Genomic DNA, 19,522 nt, shown 5'->3' with positions numbered 1-19,522 from the left:
TTCTTATTCTTCCATTCGCCCCATGACTACTACCGTTCCGTTTTCGTCGTCGCCTGCCGACGTCGCCGCCGGCGACCTGTGCGACCTGCCCGCACGCACGATGCTCGAGCTGCTGAAGTCCCGGCAGATCGGCGCGTGCGACCTGCTCGATGCGCATCTCGCGCGAATCGCGACGGTCAATCCGCGCGTGAATGCGCTTGTCACCCTCGTCGATCCCGATGCGCTGCGCGCCCGGGCGCGCGAGCTCGATGCGCGCTGGATGCGCGGCGAATGGCAGGGGCCGCTGCACGGGCTGCCGGTGTCGCAGAAGGATCTGACCGCGACGCGCGGCGTGCGCACGACCTTCGGTTCGCCGTTGTTCGCCGATCACGTGCCGCAGCATGACGCGCTGATCGTGCGCCGCTGCGCGAGCGCCGGCGCGCTGATGATCGGCAAGTCGAACACGCCGGAATTCGGCGCCGGCTCGCATACGTTCAACGAGGTGTTCGGCACCACGCGCAATCCGTGGGACCTGACGCGCTCCGCGGGCGGCAGCAGCGGCGGCGCGGCGGCCGCGCTCGCATGCGGGATGAATCCGCTCGCGTGCGGCAGCGACATGGGCGGCTCGCTGCGCAACCCGGCCGCGTGGAACAACGTCGTCGGGCTGCGGCCGTCGTCCGGCCGCGTGCCGCGTGCACCGGACCTCAACGGCTGGGCGACGCTCGGCGTCGACGGGCCGATGGCGCGCGATGTCGCCGATACCGCGTTGCTGCTGTCGGCGATCGCCGGGCCGAGCGGCGAAACGGCGACCGAAATCGCGGAGCCGGGCGCGCGCTTCGCGCAGCCGCTCGAACGCGATTTCCGCGGCACGCGGATCGCGATGTCGCGCGGTCTGCCCGGCGTGCCGGTCGATCCCGAGATCCGGCGCGCGGTGGACGCGCAGGCGCGCGTATTCGCGTCGCTCGGCTGCGAAGTCGAATTCGACGACCCCGATCTCGCCGAAGCCGAGGACGTGTTCCGGATCGAGCGCGCGTGGATGATCGGCACGCTGGTCGACGGTTTCGACGAGCGGCAGCGCGCGGCGCTGAAACCCGAGCTCCTCGACGAATACCGGCTGCATCGCTCGCTCACGGCCGCGGATCTCGGCCGCATGTTCGTGACGAAGACGCGCCTGTTCGAACGGATGCGCGCGTTCATGCAGCGCCATGCGTTCTACGTGCTGCCGACGACCCAGGTGATGCCGTTCGACGCCGCGCTGCGCGCGCCCGCCGATGTGCTCGGCATCGCGAATACCTCCTACATCGACTGGATGCGCGTGTGCTGGCTGCTGTCGTCGACCGAGGCGCCGATCCTGTCGGTGCCGTGCGGCTTCTCCGCGACCGGCTTGCCGATCGGCATGCAGATCGTCGGCCGCTACCGCGACGACTGGGGCGTGCTGCAACTCGGCCATGCGTACGAAGTCGCGGCCGGCCGTTGCTGGACGCCGCCGCCCGTCGTCATCGACGCACTGCGCTGACCATTTTTCCCGGCTGACACCGGACCGTTCCGGTTTGTGCCGGCAGGCCGCGCGCCTGCGGGGGGCGCGCACGCCTGCGTTTGGCCATTCGACCCGCGCAATGGAGATCTCTCGATGAAAAAACGGCTGTTGGCAGGCGCGGGCGTCGCGCTGATCGCGGGTGCGGCGCACGCACAGAGCAGCGTCACGCTGTACGGCATTATCGATGAAGGGCTGACCTACACGAGCAATGTCGCGTCGACCGGTGCGAACGGCACGGTAAGTGGCAAGCCCGCGCTGCGGTTGCTGGGCGGCGTGCAGCAGGCAAGCCGCTGGGGGCTGCGCGGCAGCGAGGATCTCGGCGGCGGGCTGGCGGCGGTCTTCACGCTCGAGAACGGGTTCGATCCGAGCACCGGCAAGCTCGGGCAGGGCGGGCTGATCTTCGGCAAGAAGGCGTTCGTCGGGTTGTCGGGGCCGTTCGGCACCGTGACGCTCGGCCGGCAATACGACACCAACGTCGACTTCCTTGGCCCGCTGGAGGCCGCCGCGCTGTTCGGCGGCTACATGGTTGCGCACCCCGGCGACCTCGACAACGTGAACAACGCGAACTCGACCAACAATGCGATCAAGTTCACGAGCAACGACTACGGCGGGTTCCGCTTTGCGGCGATGGTCGGGGTCGGCGGCGTGGCGGGCGCGGCGACGCGCGACCAGGTGTGGTCGGCGACCGTCGGCTATACGCGCGGGCCGCTCGCGGTGGCGGCCGGCTACCTGAATGCGCGCAACCCCAACGTGTCGTTCTTCGGCACGACCGGCAGCCCCGCGCCGACCGTGGGCGGCGTGCCCGGCAACAACATGCTGTCGCCGGTGTATTCGGGCTATGCATCGGCGCGCACGCTGCAGGTCGCGGCGGTGGGCGGCACCTACGCGATCGGCGCGGTGACGCTCGGCGCGATGTATACGAACACGTCGTTCCGCCAGCTCGGCGACCTGTCGTCCGGACCGAACCCGGGCGGCGTGTCCGGCAACGCGGTGTTCAACAACGCCGAGGCGAGCGTGCGCTACCAGTTCACGCCCTATCTGTTCGGCGGCGTCGCGTACGACTACACGCGCGGCGGCGGCGTGAACGGACGTGACGGCGCGACATATCATCAGGTCGCGGCCGGGCTCGATTATTTCCTGTCGAAGCGTACGGACGTCTATGTGACCGCCGTCTATCAGCGCGCGTCGGGCACCGATTCGACGGGGCATGCGGCCGTCGCGGCGATCAACGGCCCGGGCGCGTCCGCGAACGACCGGCAGTTCGAGGCGCGCATCGGCATGCGGCACAAGTTCTGACGCGCCGAGCCGGACGATGGAGATCGGCCGCACGGTGATATCCTCGCGAAACGCCCGCGACCGACGGGCGGATACCGATTGCCCGCACGCGGCCCGACGCTGCGTTGCGCGGCGTTTCCGAGGGAGAGCCGAACATGAGCCGAAAATTCATTCTGAAGGGCGACACGACCGACCATGGCGGCGTCGTGCTCGACGGAATCGCCAATTCGTCGTTCGACGGCCGCGAGCTTGCCTATCTCGGCGCGCCGGTGTTCTGCGCCACGTGCAAGACCCAGGGCGTGATCGTGTCGGACGGCGGGGAGCGGACGATGACCGTGATGGGCAAGGTCGTCGCGCTCGAACACGACCTGTGCCAGTGCCTGTGCACGCCGCAACCGAAGCTGATCCCGTCGCAGGGCACGGGGACCATCTCGGGCTGAAGCCCGTCGTCAGACGCTGCCTTCGGTCTCGATCACGAGGATGCGCGCTTCGCCGAGCGGGTGCGCGACGTGTTCGGTGCCGACCGTCGCATGGAAAACGTCTCCCGTTTCGAGCACCGCCGCATGCTCGATGCCCGCTTCTCGATAGCGCATCTCGACACGGCCGTCGAGCACCGCGAACACTTCCTCGCCGTCGTTCACGTGCCATCGGTACGGCTGATCGGTCCAGTGCAGACGGACCGTGATGCCGTTCAGGTTCGCAATGTCCAGTGCACCCCATGGGCGCTGCGCGGTGAACGCGCGACTGCGGACGATGTTCATCGATGGATCCTTGCGTGCTGATACGCTGACAGGCCGGCGGACGGACGGTGCCCGCCTGCGGGATGCCGTTTGCTCGGTGTCAGCGCGACATCGCACGCAACGCGGCGTCGACGATCTGCCTGCGCTTCTCCAGACCGGCCGCCGAGCGCTCCGTCACGCGTTTCAGGACCGATGCCGGTGCGGTATCCGGCGAGCCCGCATTGAACGGCGGCGCCGGCGCGTATTCGAGCGCGAGCTGGATCGACTGCGCCTCTTCGTCGCCGGCCAGCTCGGCGGCGATCGTCAATGCGAAGTCGATGCCGGCCGTTACGCCGCCGCCGGTGATCAGGTTGCCGTCGCGCACCACGCGTTCGCGCACGGGCACCGCGCCGAGCGGCTCCAGCAGCGAATGAAAGGTCCAGTGCGTCGTTGCGCGGCGTCCGCGCAGCAGGCCGGCCACGCCGAGCAGCAGCGCGCCCGTGCAGACCGACGTCACGTAGCGCGCCGTGGCCGCGCGCTGCTGCACGAACGCGATCGTTTCGGCATCGAGCAGCAACGCGTTGATTCCGATTCCGCCGGGCACGCAGATCACGTCGAGCGGCGGGCAGTCGTCGAACGTGCAGGTCGGCGCGAGCGCGAGGCCGCTGCTCGACGCGACCGTGTCGCGCGATTTCCAGACGAGATGGACGGCCGCGTCGGGCAGCGACGCGAGCACGTCATGCGGGCCGGTGAGATCGAGTTGCTGGACGCCCGGAAACACGAGAAGGCCGATATGCAGGGTCATGCGAACACTCCGGATGGAAGGGGAACGCGCCGCGGCCGGCGCACGATGGACAGATCGATTCTAGGCGCGTAGTGTTTGGCGAAATTGCCATATCACCCACGTTTTCAGCCAATCGCCATGTCCGCTGCGCCACGCTCGATCCTGGTCCTCGCGTTTCCCCGTGCGCAACTGCTCGACGTGACCGGGCCGCTGCAGGTGTTCGCTTCCGTCAACGAGCTCGCGCAGGAGCGCGGCCAGCCCGCACCGTATGCGCCGCGCGTCGTCGCCGCCGACGCGGGGCCGATCGAGACGTCGTCCGGCCTCGTCGTGATGGCCGATTCGCTGCGCTCGGCCGGACGGCCCGATACGGTGATCGTGGCCGGCGGCAAGGGTGTGCAGGCGGCGTCGCGGGATGCGCGGATGGTGCGCTGGGTCCGGCAGCAGGCGCAGCGCGCACGACGTGTCGCGTCGGTCTGCACCGGCGCGTTCCTGCTTGCCGAGGCCGGCTTGCTCGACGGGCGGCGTGCGGTCACGCACTGGGCGCGCTGCGACGAATTCGCGGCGCGCTACCCGAACGTGCGCGTCGAAGCCGATCCGATCTTCATCCGCGAAGGCGCGTTGTGGACGTCGGCCGGCGTGACGGCCGGCATCGATCTCGCGCTCGCGCTCGTCGAGGAGGATCTCGGGCGGGCGGTCGCACTCGACGCCGCGCGTGAACTCGTCGTGTTCCTGAAGCGGCCGGGCGGACAGGCGCAGTTCAGCGCGATGCTGTCGATGCAGCGCACCGACGATCGCTTCGGCGAGCTGCATGCGTGGATCGCCGAGCATCTGGCGGCCGACCTGTCGGTGCCGGCGCTGGCCGAGCGCGTCAGCATGAGCGAGCGCAGCTTCGTGCGTCACTATCGCGCCGAAACCGGCCGCACGCCGGCGCGCGCGGTCGAGCAGATCCGTATCGAGGCTGCGCAGCGTCTGCTCGGTGAAACCACGTGGCCCATCAAGCGAATTGCCACGCGCTGCGGCTTCGGTTCCGAAGAGACGCTGCGGCGCAGTTTCGTGCGCGTGCTCGGCGTGTCGCCGCAGGGCTATCGCGAGCGGTTCGTGCGGTAACGGCACCGATACGCCGTTGGCGGCCGCGTGCGATTGCCGGGGGCGGAACGATTGCGGTGTCGAACTGAACGCAGGTCGATCACTTTCGAGTCCGAAACGCTGCGACTATTCAGAAGTGGAGAACAATAGGCGGGGGCTTGTGCCGTGCCCGCGGCGCGCTCTATTCTGTTCCGTTAGCGATTCGAAGGGGGCGCAGCATGGACCGCATCCAGGCAATGGAAGTTTTCACCCGCGTGGTCGACGCAAACAGCTTTACGCGCGCGGCCGACACGCTCGCGATGCCGCGCGCGTCGGTAACGACCATCATCCAGAATCTCGAGGCGCTGCTCGGCGTGCGCCTGATGCACCGGACGACGCGCCGGCTGTCGCTGACGCCGGAGGGCGCCGCGTACTACGAGCATTGCATGAAGATCATTTCGGAGATCGCGGAAGCCGACGCGAGTTTCCAGACCGGCAACCGCAAGCCGAGCGGCGTGCTGCGCGTACACATGCCGAGCTCGCTCGGGCGGCGCGTCGTGCTGCCCGAGTTGTCGCGCTTCCGGCAGCGCTATCCGGACATCACGCTCGATCTTGGCTTGTCGGACCGCTACGTCGATCCGGTCGAGGAGGGCATCGACTGCATGATCCGGGTCGGGCCGCTCGAGGATTCGTCGATGGTCGCGCGGCGGATCGGGATGCTCAAGCGCGTGACCTGCGCGTCGCCCGACTATCTGGCGCGCCATGGCGAGCCGCAGGAGATCGCCGATCTCGCCGATCACCATGCGGTGAATTTCCGGGCGAGCCACGGCGCGCGCGCGATTCCGTGGGTGTTCATGATCGAGGGCAAGCCGGTCGAGGTGCGGATGAACGGCAGCGTGACCGTCAACGATTCGGATGCGTACGTGACGTGCGGGCTCGAAGGGTTCGGGATGATCCAGCCGACGCTGTTCATGGTGCTGCCGAACCTGCTCGATGGTTCGCTCGTCGAGGTGCTGCCCGACTGCAATCCGAAACCCAAGCCGATCTCGATCGTGTATCCGCACAACCGGCATCTGTCGCAGAAGGTGCGCGTGTTCGCGGACTGGATCGCGGAGTTGTTCGAATCGACGCCGGCGCTGGAAGGCGGGGAGAACTGGCGAGGGAAAGTGCGGGCGGAGGTGCCTGAGTCGCAGCGCGGGGCGGTGGTGGCATAGCGCGCAACATGCGCGTGACCTGAAAGACGGGTGACGCGCGATACCCGCTTGCGCCGGATGAGACAATGAAAAAAGCCGCTGATCCTTGCGGAACAGCGGCTTTTCGCATTTGGTGGCGAATCAGGGATGAAATTCCATTTCATGAAAAATCATTCAAGATCAACCACTTACCCCATATGGTAGGTCGAATTTTCGGAAAAAACGGACGCACCAAGTGTCCCACGTTAGCCACCAATCCGGAAGGCCCTAGCCACCGAGCAAGCGAACTCAACATTGCTGCGTGGCGGGCCTTGACTTCGTGTTGGAAATTTTGTTTGTTAGTTGTCTGTACAACGAACAAAATGAATGAACCGACAACTAGAAGATTTCTATAACCATCTGAATGAGGCCGTAGTCACCACCAACGATTTCGCGGAAGGCACCAAGTTTCGCAAGCGCGAGAAGGTCGATCAGTTCGCCTATTGCGGACTGAACCCGGTCTATCGGGCTTACCTCAGCTTTGACCTCGACAGCCCAGCATCGGCATTCCGGTTCGAGGATGCCAACCTACCAGCCCCCACCATCATCACCGTGAACCGAACGAACGGGCATTGCCACATGCTCTACCGGCTCAATACCCCGGTTGCGTACCACCGGAACAGTCGGAGCGCCCCACAGGATTATTTCGAGGCGATTCAGTCCGAGATGGAATCTCGTCTATCAGCTGACCCCGCCTTTAATCACACGCTGACGAAGAATCCGTTGCATCCCGCTTGGGAAGTCATCACGTTCCCGACCAGCTACGATCTGACGGACTTTATCGAGTGGATCGACCTACCCAAGCGGTCGACCGTGCATTCGCTTCCCGGCAACATCGTCATCCAGGGCCGCAACGACGAACTGTTCCATACACTTCGTCTGTGGGCATACAGTGCCGTGCGTCAGCACGGTGATATGGATGTCTGGTATCGATCAGCCCTTGCCCAAGCCGAGGAAATCAACGGGCATTTCGACAGGCCACTACCCGTTTCCGAAATCAGGGCGACCGCTCGATCTGTTGCCAAATGGCATTGGAAAAACCGGAACTCGGTCGATAGCCGTCGCCACGTGCTGACTTTCTCCGATGAAACAACCGTCGAGCGTATGCGTCGCGGAGCAGACCACACCAACGCAGTGCGTCGGCAGAAGTCGCTCGACACACTGGTCAACGCGGCTAACGAGCTATATCCCGCCTATCGGAACGAGCTTAGCCGTCGCCTGCTCGTAGAGCACACTGGCATGAACATAAAGACCGTCAGCAAATATTTTCAGGAAGCGACAGCGCACCTTGGACTGAGATGCTAGAAAACTTGCCCGAGCAAATCGCCGTAAGCCCAAATGGCAGTACCAAGAACGATCATCCACGCTCCGAGATAACCTGCGACCTTATCCAAGCCATCTTGACGAAATCGCTCGATCGTCTCTTCGTCGTATTTGATCTTTGCAGTCTGGATCGGACCAGAGTCATCTACTGAGACGATTTTTCCCATTGCGATATGCATGGATGCACCACCCACACCATGTCGGCCTAGGCGAATGACGCTGCGGTAACCGAGCAATGCTCCAGCCAACGTGACAATAGCCCCTGATCGCTGGAACCACACCCATGACGACTTTCCCAGGTCAGCGTGGACAGACAACCCGACAGCCAACATCGAAAAAATGAGAAGAAATCTAGGGTTTTGAAGCGCTTTACGCATCTGAACACCAAATGCAATCAATTAACCAGCGTAACGACCGTTTGGCTTGTAGTCGAGCACTTGATGGATGTATTGTCCTCGCGACTGCCCAGGTGCTGTAAACGCCTCCCAAACATGCGGAGGACAGCCCGAATACCACCACTCAACGCCATCTGGGAACCGCACGTAAATTGTCTCAGACTCCGCGTCGTATTTTTCCGCAACAATCCGGGTTGAGCCGGCCACCGGTATCCAATCATTCATGTTCAGCCTCGTATGTTCCGCGCCAAGCCGCCAAGGGCGCAGCAATATCAGGCGGCTGAGGATCCATCCGCCATGAATCGAGCGAAGGGTCTTCAGCCAGCGGCATTGGATTCGGTTTGTCCAGCATCGCCCTTACGGGTAGCACGAGAGACTCACCACTCACTATCGCCTCACCTGTGCGCAGTGATGGCAAAACTGAGGCAAGGCCCGCTACCATATCCGGTAGAGCAGAACGTATTGCTCCCTGATCTCCAGCATTTGTTAAACGAAGAGCGATCAAGGTCCCGCATTGCGCCAGAGCAGTGTCCGGAAGCTCAGTTGGTCGTTGTGTTACGAGCAGGAGACCCACCCCATATTTACGGCCTTCACGCGCGATACGATTGGCCGAATCGCGAGTCGTTGCGTTTGCTGATTCACCCAAGTAGCGGTGAGCCTCTTCAAGGACAACCAAGACCGGACTTGGCCTTCCGATGCCAGGTCCCCTCGGTTCACTTCGAAGCGCGACTTCGAACAGCATATTGAGAACTACGCCGATAGCGAGATCAGCCGCCACGGCGGGTACGCCGCTGAAATCAAGCACTGAAACGGGCCGATCGCCGCCGAGCCATTCCTGCATAACTTCCACGAGCGGATCAGGTCCCACATGGTTGCCCATCGGCTCTTGAAAGAATCTGAGTCGCTGATCTAGCAATCCAAGACGTAACAACTCAGGCATGGAACCATACATGCTGTAGGTCGGTGCCTGATGCGGAGGTTGTCCACCTTGCCCATATGGCGTGAATCTGGCGGGCCGAAGCGTGGCCGGATCGCCATCCTCTTCTCGACATGACGTAGCCGGATTTCCCTTCTCACGACGGGTTTCGCGGTTCTCGGAGTCGAGTCTGTGCCATACAGGTCGGATGTCGAATGGAACTGGAGTATCGGCAGTGACCGCCGTCGGATCCAAGTTCAGCCACTCTGCTGCCGCTACGAATTCTCGCCGTGCTTGAGCGACCAGCTCGTTGAATCTATTGACGAAGCTCGCACCGCCTGACGTGCCTGTAAAGATGCGAATTATGTCTACGGCGGGAAGCGCCCAATAAGGGACCCGCAATCGGTTCCCGGCCCCGCCCGCCAATACGCTGCGAACCGACGCACTATCGACAAGCGCCCGCGCATATTCACCATGCGGATCGACAACGATTATGTTTGCCGCCCCCCACCCGCCGCGTACAAAGTTCTGCATCAGCGACGCGACAACGCTTGTCTTCCCAGATCCAGTCGATCCCACAACCGCAGCGTGACGCATCACGAATTTCGATACGTTCACACAAATAGGCACATCCTCGGCCGCAGCTAAACGCCCCAATCGAAGATGTGTTTCATCCGCACGTGGAAATATGGCCGCCAGCTCGTCAGGGGTGGCAAAATGAACCGGGTCATCAAGGCCCGGAAACGTACCGACCCCACGCTGGAACTGCCCTGTCGCACGATCAATTTCTCCGAGAAGTTGAACTTGAAGCCATCGTTCGTCTCGCTGAACCGCGTCAAACGGAGCTACTTTGTCGGCAAGCTCGGAGATTCCTACTAATGTGACTGTTGCGATGAGGTCAATGAGACCTTGTGGGATCCTCACCAAGGATCCGATCTGCCCGATAGGTTGCAACTGACCTTTATAGATCGGCGCTACACCAGCCAAATCGGGATTTAAGGCAACGGTAACGGTCGACCCAAGGACGTGACGGACCTTGCCTACGCAAGTCGGATCAAGATCCCTCATCTCTATGCTTCTCCGTTGATCGGGAGATTTGGCACTATGACATCAAGCAATTGGCGCAGGCGGGTGTCAACCTCGGGCTCCCTTGAGGCGCTTTTCGCCAAAAATTGCGCCAATCGCCCGAAATCACCAAGCCGAAAACTGCCACGCTCAAATATGCCGCCTATGTCATTTTCCGGCTGCGCCCAGGGGGCCCTTACGCCTCCGATAATTGCTTCGTGATCCCCAACAACCTGTATGTTTGGAGTGAGTTGCGCTCGCTCAGCTAGTAACTCTGGGATGTCCGAATAGCAGAAGACCGCTATTTCCGTGCGTTCTCGGCGGACAGCGGCATCGAATAGCAATTCATTGAGGTGTGCGTCCCCGAACGAATACCCGGCAACAATCACAAGGGTTTCCGGCTGGTGCAACGCCCTGCGCATACGGTCTTGCAGCACGAGAAAAGGAACACGCCGCGACTCTTCGTATTTCGTGTCTGACGGATATATTGCTGCCGCGACCTCTTCACGCACCGCTTGGCCGACGCGAACCACCTGCCGATCATCCCATTCCCAATTCACCGACCCATGCAGCTTCCAAAGGCGCGTAAAGAAAGCGGGCACCGAATCCTGCTCGGATCCTGGAGCAGTCTCGACTAGATCAGTTTGAAATCTTGCTCGAAGGTTTCCTATGAATCCGTCAAAGTAAGGTACCTGAAATTCTTCGAGAGCCGTCTCGAACAGCAGGTCGTAGTTCACCGTGAATATTTCTACGGGGAAATGATAGTTTGCTCGTGCCAGCCACGCGGCGAAATGGCGCGTCGCGGTACGGTCGGCTCCGCTTATGTCGACTTCCGAAATGATTGCTCGACAAATCGCTCGATCTAGCTCTGTCGCACCGGCTGCCGTTAGCCCATCGATTGTCTGATCGCCAGTCAAAAGCGCAGAGATACGCCTCAGCCTACTCAAGCCTTCTTCGAGATTTCTTCCATTGAGTTGGCCGGTCAATGCAGTGCGTTGAGCCTCAGGGAGAGCGGCAAGAATTCGCTGTTGCAACTCAGCGATGTCCGGCAATCCGCACGCCTTCGATGTGCCTGCACCAAACACAGTGCATACGTGACGAGATCGTGTTGCCAACTTGGCACTCAGACCTGTAGCAAAACGCAAGGGATCATGCTCGGCCATCTTTACGCACCTCAGGCAGATGTGCGGTCAAGATTACACCACTTCGCATGATTACCAGATGAAAGTTGGTGTTTTTCGACCGGCACGGCCCCGGTCAGGTAATTAGCCCGTGTGCTCGGATCGCATCTGCGCACCGCCAACGCCAGGATACCGCACGAGCGGCATGCGGATCAGAGGGAAATCGAAGTCCCGAACAGGACAACGGGAAGGAAACACCAGCCCGAAGGGCAAACACAAATAAAAAATGGCCGAAGCACATTTCGACCATTCTTGTGTACTGCATCAATCATCAAACTGCCTGCTTCAACCGTTCTGCGATGTGCTCATGTGCAGAGGTCTTTTTACCACTATGCTGCCTGCGGCTCCAGATCGTTGACCGCATCACCTGCTTCGACCATTTCCGTCAGTTCGCCAGCCACCGGCTCGACCGCCATCGCATCGACGATCTGTTGCCCGAGCGGAGTCGCCGGGCCATGCTGCACTTCGTTACCCCAGGAATACCAGCCGTCACGGGAAACACCACGGCGAAACAGTTCCATCTTCGGGAGTTCCGGGTACATCCGTTCAATCACCCAATACAATTCCTCCGGCTTCTGGCTGTGCATACCACGTCTGTAGCTGAATACCGATCCAGGCCGTGCCCCGGTCGGCACCTCGGGAATCGCCGTGCTGCCGCGGGTCGCAAACATCAGCACCTCATGGGCCATCCGGAAATATGACCCCATGCCACTTTCCCCTTTGTGCCAAATCGCATGGGTGATATAGCGGAATCCCCAGGCCTCGATCACTTTCAACCCTTCAGCGATCAGCGAAGCCGGAACCCAGAGAAACAGCACGGCATCTGGGGACACCGCCTTACTGCCGCGAAGCAGATCACAGATGGCATCCAGCTTCATGGCCGGATAACCAAGCTGCACTTCGGGAATGTAATCCCAGGGCGGATCGGCATAGATCACATTGAACGGCCCGACACCGTGATCAAACGGCTGACTGTTCTTGCGTGTCTTATCAATCTGTTCGAGTTTGCGCTTGCGCAATTCGTCACGCGCCTCGTCGCGCTCCTTTTTGGCACGGGCGATCATTTCCTTGGCTGACCTCTGCACCAGATCGTCCAGTTCCTCCCGGGGCAGGGTAATCAGTGTGGCCGCGTTGCTGACATCGAGTTCGCCGGACTCGACCGACTGGATCAGGTCTTCGTGTCCGGATTCGAGCACCTTGGATGCCCGTTGCAGCGAATCGACCGAAACATTGCAGGCACTGGCCGCCTGCTTCTGGGATACCGCTTCAGCGGTATGCTGATTGGTACCCTTCTTCGTATTGGACAGCTTCGCGGCAATCATCGCCCGCTGGCTATCGCTCAGATGACGACGATGCAGGTTCTGGCTGACGATGAATGCCGAAGTCGGCACATCCAGTTTGCCCACATCCTTGTATACCGGCTCAATTCCGAGTTTATGGCAAGCCCGCAGCCGTTCACGGCCATCCACGATCTTGTTGCGGTACACCAGGATCGGCATCTGCTGGCCGTTCGTTCCGATGTCCGCCATGAGTTCCGCGAACTCACCGTCAGACATCGGCGGGAACAGTGCTGCGGCACTGTGGATTTGGTATTTAGTATATTCGATAGTCTTCATATGAATGCTCCTTGTAGTTAAGACAATCGGATCGGCACCACGCCGATCCGGTGATCACTTCCGTGCGGCGTTGATGGCCTGATAGAACGACGACTGCTTGCCGTGCAGTCCCTTTGCCACGAATTTCGGGGAAATTTATGGCAGGGAAGGAAAGCCCGATCACGCAGATGAGAACCATCGCGTGGTTGCGTGAGGCGCAGCGGCTTACTGGGGCAAAAGGGCTAACCGCGCTGGCTAATCGCTATGCGCAACGTGCCCTTCGTCTTCAGTTCAAGGAAGACGCGCCACTCTCGCCAAGAGAGTTCAAGCAGTATGCAAATGGGCAGACCAAGCCCAGTGATGACACGCTTGATGAGGTTGAGGAATTTCTGCCCGGCACGCTCGGAACGTTCCGCGTTGGGCCACGGGAGACACCGGAAGCTCAGCACTCGCCCTTGTGGCTCGCACTCGGAGGGAAAGGTCCGGAACTGCGAGATGCCATCCTCCAGATCGACCCGCCAGGCATTGCTTCGCTGTTCGCACGCAGTAAACCGTTTTCCGATGTCATCACGGCAGTTTTCGATCGGTTTGGCCTCAACCGCGAAATGATGTGGGAAGGCATCGCACGGAACTGGATGACTGACGATGATCACATCGTCATCGCTGCAATCAAGGTGCAGGAATTGAAGGTATCACTCGCGATGCTGACATCGGCCGTAGCACTTTGGCGATTGAGCCTTGAGATTAACAGCGAAGTGCCCGTCACGAACTATCTGATGCTTGGGCTGCACGGCATAGTCGCTCAACAACTGCTGGAGCCGTTCGGAATCTACGAGCACTTCAAGGAGCATGCTCGAGCGGGCATTCTGTCGGCATTCACTCTGCTCGAAGCCGAACGTGAACGAGAAGCACGTTATGCGGATTTGGCATTTGCCGAATCCGATCCCAAGCCTACCGCTTGAGCGGTAAGCTTGCAGCAAGATTTTCCGATGTCTCACTAAAAATTTAAGCGAGCAAGTAGAGGAAATCGTGACCGAAGCCGAACTACGTGATTATATCGCCGAAAACATAGAAATTCTTGAGTCCGGACTCACTCTTCTTGATAAGGAAAAATATATCCCCAACGATTTGGGGACAAGAGGATTTATCGATTTATATGCGAGAGATGCCCAGGGACATCATGTTCTGATCGAGCTAAAACGAAGTAATCCCGCTTCGCGAGAGGCAATTCATGAAGTTCAGAAATATGCAGAGGGCGTTAAGCGCCATCTTGGCGTTCGCGACGAGGAAATCCGTATTATTATCGCCTCGACCGAATGGGCTGAATTGCTGGTTTCATTTTCTCGCTTCGTATCAGACAGCACGCTCACCATATTGGGATTGAAACTCGAAGTTGAAGATTCACCATTTCGGATAAGTTCTTCTCCGATTTCATTGCTGCCGATCAACCAAGGTCGATTCATCGCTCCTTGGCATGATGTAAATTGGTATCTTGATGAGAGTTCATTAAGGAAAGGGCTGGCATCAATTGAGCGTTCGTGTAAGGAGAAAGGCATTGCAAATTACGTAATTGCCATTTTGCAACCATCCGGACCGATTCACTCCGATCATCAAGCCAACATGTGGAATGCTATAGGAGTGGCAACGAGCGATGGCGAAGGCCCATCTTTACCTGTCTACGAATTCATTGCCTATTTTGCGATGCAATTGAATCACGATGAATGTCTTCGTATTCTCGAGCGTGATGCAGACCAGCTAGATGAAGTAAGAGAAACCATCGCAGACATGGACGCGAGCGAATCACTGGGGTATTTATATGAATCGGTCTCAACCGTAGAGCCCACTCCAGACCAAGACCATTACGAGATCGGTTATCCGGCAAAATTCTCGAAGTTCTTGAACGATCTGGGATGTAATGTAAATAGCGTCATTCGTCACGGAGTCTTTGAACGGAACACTCTGCTGAGCGACGAATCCATTCTCGCCGAACTTAGAGGGGAGGATGGGTCGACGGGCCAGCGCTTCAAGCGGATTGTGTCGATCTCAAATAAAGCACACATGTCTGCTGCACGAGCCGACATAAATAATTGCCTTGACCAAAACCCAGTATGGCAAAGCCATCTCGCCCGAGAGATAAGTGAGATCGAAGTCGAATTTCCAGATGGGGAAATGGAAATCTCCATATTTAATCCATCCACCGCACTTCTAACATTATATTTTGCAATGTCCCGCGACGATGGGATTTTGTATCTTCCGTCGTACCATATTATCGTTCGGAATCCCGAAGCCGTTCGTATGTATTACGGTTGCCTAGAAGCCATGGGCAGACCACAGGAATATCGGGAGATTTTGAAAAAATACTATGAAGGGGATATTTCTCTTCTTCTCTTTACAATGACATGGGGTGGTCGAGAATCAAGGGATGCCGACATCATCGAAGACATGGGGCTTGCGTATCGATCGTTTCGATCCGATATCACTACGGGTACTGCTCAAGATTTTTATATTTTTCGCGATGATCGCTGGCGTTCATGCGATCAAGCCAATCCATTGGAACTATTTGAAAAATACGTCGAGGATAACGAAAAATTTGTGCGCCTCGTCGTTCGTAGAATATCCGAACGATCTATTGGAGGTCTCTGGGATGGAACTTCACCCAATACCGTACTGGACGACATTGCAGATATAGCAAGAGGTGAAGAATCGAAACGGTACTTCTATGGCGCCCCCGACGACTGTGATGTTTGCGGCGATTCTCTCGAGGACGAGAAATATATGATTGATGGGGCGGTAGCGGGAAATGGTAGCCCTTGGGGATGTATGTGCGCAGCCTGCTTCGTATTCGGTGGCGGAGCTATTGGGCCGGGAAAAGGGCAGTTGTACCTCCGTGACGAAAACGGTTGGTTACTGGTAGGTGGCTTTCTTCAGTAAAACGAAAAAGTGTTGGTCGTGGGGATACCGCTTGAGCGGTATCCTCGCCGCTCGTCGGATGAGGACTGGACTTTCGGAGAGATTCCGGTATTTGTATAGAGAGTCGAAAAACAGAAACCTAAACAAGGTCAACGTTTAACACCGACATGCCGTGTTAAACGATATCTCTGGGGCTTCGCCCCAGTCCCCGAAAGGCAGCACCAACAGACGGGACACGATGTACGTATTCGGCTCAATAACAACCATAACAAGGAGCCGATATGGAACAGCAACAGCATGAGGCGTTTGCCTCACTCATCAAGAAGCAGGCCGGACAGTCCGGCATCGACGGCAACATCCATCGTCGTGACCGACACATTGATGTTCGCGTCAGCCCGGTCGAACGAGAGAAGATCGGTCAACGTGCTCTCGAAGCCGGCTACGGCAACCTAGCCCAATACCTTCGCGAAACTGCACTCGTAGGCCCTGCCTCGTTATCCGACACACATATCGCATGGCTGCAGGCCATCAATTTCATCGGCAACAATGTGGCCGAAATCGCCACCCTGCTACGAGATCGTCAGCAGCCCGACGATGACATGCTGGTCGCCCTGCTCCAGCTTCAGGAGTGTGCCGAATATGTCTGGAGAGAAGTAAAGCAGGGGAGAGGCACGGGCAACGCATGATCGTCCGTGTATTCAACGCGGGGATTTCGCGCGGCGAGTCCCCGATCAACTATCTGATGGGCGACCGTGATCACACCGGCCAGCCTCGTTCGGTTGCCCCCGAGGTTATGGACGGCAATCCCGACCTGACCGTTGCAGTGATCAACGGCATTCAGAGAAAGCACAAGTATGTATCGGGCGCGATTGCCTTTCGCGACAACGAGCAGCCGACCCGTGAGCAGATGCGCGAGGTTATCCAGTCGTTCAAGCAGACCGTCTGCCCCGGCCTCGGCTCACGCAATGTCAATGCCCTGTTCGTCCTGCATCGCGACAAGGGCAACACCGAAATCCATTTCGTCGTGCCGATGACCGAGATGCAGACCGGCAGACGTATGAACATTCATCCACTCGGTCAACAGAACATCCGGCTCTACGAAGCCTTTACCCAGGTGACGAATCACCGGCTCGGCTATGCCCAGGTCGTGCCTGATCCACTCAAGCTCGCCCTCAGTGATTTTGAACGATACACGGCAGACGGTAGGAGGGATCGCAGCAACAAGCTATACCTGCATCGGCGGTTGACCAAAGCTATCCGAACGGGGCAGATAGCCGACCGAGACCAGTTATGCTATTTCCTGTCGAGCGAATACGGCGTCGAGATCACCCGCAAGGGCAAGGACTATCTGTCGATGAAGTTCCCGGGGGCAGAGAAAGCTAAACGCTTTCGCGGCCCGCTCTATCGTGCTGATGCCGATTACCAGCAGATCGTCATACAGGCTCGCGATGACCGGCAGGAACATCGCTTGTCGCCTACCGAATACCGGCAGACACGAGACACTCTGCAACAACTTGTTGAGGCACGCAGGCAGTTCAATGTCCGTGCCTACCTGATGCCTCGTGTGTTGCGATCCGAACGATTGCAGCAACGCCGAGAGGCGCAATTGCAGTCCGTGTTCCAACCAACCATAACAACAAAGGAGAGTGCCATGAAAGAGAAGAATCCACTCCAAGCCATCACCCGCGAGCAGACCGTCGATTCGTCACCCATCAAATGCGAGAACAAGCCAAACGTGATTCGGACGATCAAGATGATGCGCGATCAGGCTGTCATGGGCGACCGGGCCAATATGACGAGCGATTTTGGTATCGCTGGTCTCATGGCAAGCCTGTCTGACCTTGAGTCCAGTATCAATTCTGCTGTCTCAGAGATGAACAGCGCGAGAAGTCCCGAGCAGAAAGCCAATGCCGAACGGAAATTGACCGCCCTGATGGAACGCAAGCGACGACTAGAATTGCAGCTTGCCCAGGCCAGACAACGGCAGCTCAACATGACAAACGGAATCGTCCGTCTGCCCTCCGGTCTAGGCAAGTAACCAAGTCGAACCCCTACCCGAGACATGTCCTTCTCTGTTTGAAGAAGACAGTGCTCTTGGGACATTCAGATATGCATACAAGAGAAGAGTTTGACATGGAAGAAGCAGACAAGAATTATCTATCGAAGCTGCCGGATTGGCTGTGGGCAGCAATTATCGGAACGATAGGAGTCGTACTTACGGGTACAGATTACTTCATGGGGCAGTCCTACTATGGTGCGTATCTAGAGCACTTTCACATCGATAGCCAAGCATTTCCATTGGATCGGGACACGTCCATGATCTACGGTGCGATAGCGTTCTTGCACGCGGGAAATGCGTTGCTCGAGTGGTCCACGGCGCATTGGAAGATATTTCCGTTCGTCATCCTATATTTTTCGTTCTGGCGAGGAATCTACCTCGTTGCTGCTAAATTCAAGGAAAGGAAATTTCTGGAGAGGCCCAAGAAGATTGTCAAGTCGTATCCAACTCTCTCAAATCTCGCATTTTCCACATGCATTTTTTCCCTATGTCTGGTCATGGCCCTCTGGGGGATCATCGGATTCGGCATGTTTTTCTCGATCCCGGGTGCAATTGGCGAAAGCGTCGGCCGACAGGTTGCACGCCAAGATCAGTCCAGCTTCGACAAAGGGTGCATCACTTCAAAAGATATGTGTTTCGCCCTGAGCAAGGGCGGGGTACCAATTACTCAGGGATTCAAGCTGGCGGAAACAAAGGATCGGGTTGTTTTGTATTTAAATGGGGCCACCCATGATTATTCTCTGGCGGATCGAGATCTCGACACTGTGCCAAAAGACATCGCTCCTGCCGATCGGCATGTAGGAGGGAAGTAAAGCTATAAGGCGCAGCCATGGATACCTGATGCAACGAGTAGCATAGACAGAACGGCTTACCCACCGTTTTCTAGCCCGTGACCGATAGAGGCGGTCGCTTCGAAAACCGTGGATAAGCCGTTCAGAATGGACTATGGCGAATCTATCGCGACAACTGATTCACCTTGTTCACGGCAGCCTGTTCCAGTGCTTCGGCGATGTCGCGTGCGCCTTCGCCTTTGATTTCCTTCGTGACGGCGATTTCCCTGCCCTTCGCCTCGATATAGACGTAGGAATCTGTCGTGCTGAACGGGCCACGGTTTGCCTTGCGAATCGTGCCCTTCCAGCCGATCTCATTGAAATCGCTGTAGTTCATGGCATGCCGTCCCCACCGGATGCCGTTACGTTCAACCGTGATCGTTGCCATCGTCCAGTTCAAGCGATAGAAGACGATGATCGGCAGGAAGAACACGACGAAAAGCGCCAGCAAGCCTGCGATAAAGCCATGGTTGACGCCGAAATAGAGCGAGGCAAAAAGGCCAACAATGAGCAGGATGCCGGCAGGCAGAGCAATCAGCAGGTCGGCGGCCGCGAAGTTGATGCGCCGTTGACGGAACGTGATGGCGACAGTTCCGTCCGGTTGGGGCGTCACCAGACAAGCCCGTTTGAAGGTGATGGTGCTTTCCATAGAATTCC

At 58.6% G+C, this 19,522-nt stretch carries 18 protein-coding genes; 11 read left to right on the top strand and 7 right to left on the bottom strand.

All coding sequences use genetic code 11. The annotated features are described in order from the left end of the window. The first annotated feature begins 22 nt into the window (after positions 1 to 22). The 3 genes from DCN14_RS28835 (at position 23) to DCN14_RS28825 (ending at position 3,231) form a co-directional block, all read left to right on the top strand. Positions 23 to 1,495, top strand: a complete 1,473-nt coding sequence (locus tag DCN14_RS28835) for an amidase (protein WP_096507145.1) — start codon at positions 23 to 25, stop codon at positions 1,493 to 1,495. A gap of 114 nt (positions 1,496 to 1,609) precedes the next feature. Then, the gene (locus DCN14_RS28830) at positions 1,610 to 2,812 is read left to right on the top strand and encodes a porin (RefSeq protein ID WP_096507146.1); all 1,203 of its coding nucleotides are present in this window, start codon (positions 1,610 to 1,612) and stop codon (positions 2,810 to 2,812) included. 134 nt (positions 2,813 to 2,946) lie between these two features. Continuing rightward, positions 2,947 to 3,231: a PAAR domain-containing protein gene (locus tag DCN14_RS28825; RefSeq protein ID WP_096507147.1), complete on the top strand. Its 285-nt coding sequence runs from the start codon at positions 2,947 to 2,949 to the stop codon at positions 3,229 to 3,231. Between the two features lie 9 nt (positions 3,232 to 3,240). Here the strand turns inward: DCN14_RS28825 and DCN14_RS28820 are convergent, their stop codons facing one another. Together DCN14_RS28820 and DCN14_RS28815 are read right to left on the bottom strand one after the other, a co-directional pair. Then, positions 3,241 to 3,552: a cupin gene (locus DCN14_RS28820; RefSeq protein ID WP_096507148.1), complete on the bottom strand. Its 312-nt coding sequence runs from the start codon at positions 3,550 to 3,552 to the stop codon at positions 3,241 to 3,243. 79 nt (positions 3,553 to 3,631) lie between these two features. Continuing rightward, positions 3,632 to 4,315: a DJ-1/PfpI family protein gene (locus DCN14_RS28815; protein WP_096507149.1), complete on the bottom strand. Its 684-nt coding sequence runs from the start codon at positions 4,313 to 4,315 to the stop codon at positions 3,632 to 3,634. A gap of 117 nt (positions 4,316 to 4,432) precedes the next feature. Here DCN14_RS28815 and DCN14_RS28810 point away from each other — a divergent pair, with 117 nt between their 5' ends. From DCN14_RS28810 to DCN14_RS28800, 3 genes are all read left to right on the top strand, one after another. Then, a complete protein-coding gene (locus DCN14_RS28810) occupies positions 4,433 to 5,401 on the top strand; it encodes a GlxA family transcriptional regulator (RefSeq protein ID WP_096507150.1) in 969 nt (322 codons plus the stop codon). Positions 5,402 to 5,598: 197 nt separating this feature from the next. Further along, positions 5,599 to 6,573: a LysR family transcriptional regulator gene (locus tag DCN14_RS28805; protein WP_096507151.1), complete on the top strand. Its 975-nt coding sequence runs from the start codon at positions 5,599 to 5,601 to the stop codon at positions 6,571 to 6,573. 345 nt (positions 6,574 to 6,918) lie between these two features. Beyond that, positions 6,919 to 7,896 (top strand): replication initiation protein, encoded by a 978-nt coding sequence (locus DCN14_RS28800; protein WP_096507152.1) that lies wholly within the window; start codon positions 6,919 to 6,921, stop codon positions 7,894 to 7,896. Here the strand turns inward: DCN14_RS28800 and DCN14_RS38130 are convergent. From DCN14_RS38130 to DCN14_RS28775, 4 genes are all read right to left on the bottom strand, one after another. Continuing rightward, complete coding sequence (locus DCN14_RS38130) at positions 7,893 to 8,291, bottom strand: hypothetical protein (RefSeq protein ID WP_143331704.1); 399 nt, start codon at positions 8,289 to 8,291, stop codon at positions 7,893 to 7,895. The two genes, DCN14_RS28800 and DCN14_RS38130, sit on opposite strands and share 4 nt — an antisense overlap. 235 nt (positions 8,292 to 8,526) lie before the next feature. Beyond that, positions 8,527 to 10,293, bottom strand: coding sequence for an ATP-binding protein (locus DCN14_RS28785; RefSeq protein ID WP_096507155.1), 1,767 nt, complete (start codon positions 10,291 to 10,293; stop codon positions 8,527 to 8,529). Between the two features lie 2 nt (positions 10,294 to 10,295). Beyond that, on the bottom strand, positions 10,296 to 11,453 hold the full coding sequence (locus tag DCN14_RS28780; protein ID WP_096507156.1) for an SIR2 family protein: 1,158 nt from the start codon (positions 11,451 to 11,453) through the stop codon (positions 10,296 to 10,298). 347 nt (positions 11,454 to 11,800) lie between these two features. After that, complete coding sequence (locus DCN14_RS28775; protein WP_096507157.1) at positions 11,801 to 13,087, bottom strand: MT-A70 family methyltransferase; 1,287 nt, start codon at positions 13,085 to 13,087, stop codon at positions 11,801 to 11,803. Positions 13,088 to 13,224: 137 nt separating this feature from the next. Between DCN14_RS28775 and DCN14_RS28770 the strand changes: the two genes are divergently transcribed. From DCN14_RS28770 to DCN14_RS28750, 5 genes are all read left to right on the top strand, one after another. Continuing rightward, on the top strand, positions 13,225 to 14,028 hold the full coding sequence (locus tag DCN14_RS28770; RefSeq protein ID WP_096507158.1) for a hypothetical protein: 804 nt from the start codon (positions 13,225 to 13,227) through the stop codon (positions 14,026 to 14,028). Positions 14,029 to 14,095: 67 nt separating this feature from the next. Then, the gene (locus tag DCN14_RS28765) at positions 14,096 to 15,997 is read left to right on the top strand and encodes an endonuclease NucS domain-containing protein (RefSeq protein WP_162826252.1); all 1,902 of its coding nucleotides are present in this window, start codon (positions 14,096 to 14,098) and stop codon (positions 15,995 to 15,997) included. A gap of 260 nt (positions 15,998 to 16,257) precedes the next feature. Continuing rightward, positions 16,258 to 16,662: a plasmid mobilization relaxosome protein MobC gene (locus DCN14_RS28760; protein WP_096507160.1), complete on the top strand. Its 405-nt coding sequence runs from the start codon at positions 16,258 to 16,260 to the stop codon at positions 16,660 to 16,662. After that, positions 16,659 to 18,014: a relaxase/mobilization nuclease domain-containing protein gene (locus tag DCN14_RS28755; protein ID WP_096507161.1), complete on the top strand. Its 1,356-nt coding sequence runs from the start codon at positions 16,659 to 16,661 to the stop codon at positions 18,012 to 18,014. Before DCN14_RS28760 ends, DCN14_RS28755 begins: the two co-directional genes overlap by 4 nt. Positions 18,015 to 18,109: 95 nt before the next feature. Continuing rightward, positions 18,110 to 18,847, top strand: coding sequence for a hypothetical protein (locus DCN14_RS28750; protein ID WP_143331705.1), 738 nt, complete (start codon positions 18,110 to 18,112; stop codon positions 18,845 to 18,847). Positions 18,848 to 18,989: 142 nt separating this feature from the next. Here the strand turns inward: DCN14_RS28750 and DCN14_RS28745 are convergent, their stop codons facing one another. Further along, positions 18,990 to 19,514: a hypothetical protein gene (locus DCN14_RS28745; RefSeq protein ID WP_143331706.1), complete on the bottom strand. Its 525-nt coding sequence runs from the start codon at positions 19,512 to 19,514 to the stop codon at positions 18,990 to 18,992. Positions 19,515 to 19,522 lie beyond the last annotated feature (8 nt).

The sequence above is a fragment of the Burkholderia sp. IDO3 genome, from assembly GCF_003366075.1.
In the GTDB taxonomy this organism is placed as follows: domain Bacteria; phylum Pseudomonadota; class Gammaproteobacteria; order Burkholderiales; family Burkholderiaceae; genus Burkholderia; species Burkholderia anthina.
Note: the sequence above shows the minus strand (reverse complement) of the source record. Positions and strands in the feature narration are given on the sequence as shown.

Excerpts from the sequence above, each read along its gene's own strand:
- DCN14_RS28835 (WP_096507145.1), top strand. The coding sequence starts at position 23 with ATGACTACTACCGTTCCGTTTTCGTCGTCGCCTGCCGACGTCGCCGCC.
- DCN14_RS28830 (WP_096507146.1), top strand. The coding sequence starts at position 1,610 with ATGAAAAAACGGCTGTTGGCAGGCGCGGGCGTCGCGCTGATCGCGGGT.
- DCN14_RS28825 (WP_096507147.1), top strand. The coding sequence starts at position 2,947 with ATGAGCCGAAAATTCATTCTGAAGGGCGACACGACCGACCATGGCGGC.
- DCN14_RS28820 (WP_096507148.1), bottom strand. The coding sequence starts at position 3,552 with ATGAACATCGTCCGCAGTCGCGCGTTCACCGCGCAGCGCCCATGGGGT.
- DCN14_RS28815 (WP_096507149.1), bottom strand. The coding sequence starts at position 4,315 with ATGACCCTGCATATCGGCCTTCTCGTGTTTCCGGGCGTCCAGCAACTC.
- DCN14_RS28810 (WP_096507150.1), top strand. The coding sequence starts at position 4,433 with ATGTCCGCTGCGCCACGCTCGATCCTGGTCCTCGCGTTTCCCCGTGCG.
- DCN14_RS28805 (WP_096507151.1), top strand. The coding sequence starts at position 5,599 with ATGGACCGCATCCAGGCAATGGAAGTTTTCACCCGCGTGGTCGACGCA.
- DCN14_RS28800 (WP_096507152.1), top strand. The coding sequence starts at position 6,919 with ATGAACCGACAACTAGAAGATTTCTATAACCATCTGAATGAGGCCGTA.
- DCN14_RS38130 (WP_143331704.1), bottom strand. The coding sequence starts at position 8,291 with ATGCGTAAAGCGCTTCAAAACCCTAGATTTCTTCTCATTTTTTCGATG.
- DCN14_RS28785 (WP_096507155.1), bottom strand. The coding sequence starts at position 10,293 with ATGAGGGATCTTGATCCGACTTGCGTAGGCAAGGTCCGTCACGTCCTT.
- DCN14_RS28780 (WP_096507156.1), bottom strand. The coding sequence starts at position 11,453 with ATGGCCGAGCATGATCCCTTGCGTTTTGCTACAGGTCTGAGTGCCAAG.
- DCN14_RS28775 (WP_096507157.1), bottom strand. The coding sequence starts at position 13,087 with ATGAAGACTATCGAATATACTAAATACCAAATCCACAGTGCCGCAGCA.
- DCN14_RS28770 (WP_096507158.1), top strand. The coding sequence starts at position 13,225 with ATGGCAGGGAAGGAAAGCCCGATCACGCAGATGAGAACCATCGCGTGG.
- DCN14_RS28760 (WP_096507160.1), top strand. The coding sequence starts at position 16,258 with ATGGAACAGCAACAGCATGAGGCGTTTGCCTCACTCATCAAGAAGCAG.
- DCN14_RS28755 (WP_096507161.1), top strand. The coding sequence starts at position 16,659 with ATGATCGTCCGTGTATTCAACGCGGGGATTTCGCGCGGCGAGTCCCCG.
- DCN14_RS28750 (WP_143331705.1), top strand. The coding sequence starts at position 18,110 with ATGGAAGAAGCAGACAAGAATTATCTATCGAAGCTGCCGGATTGGCTG.
- DCN14_RS28745 (WP_143331706.1), bottom strand. The coding sequence starts at position 19,514 with ATGGAAAGCACCATCACCTTCAAACGGGCTTGTCTGGTGACGCCCCAA.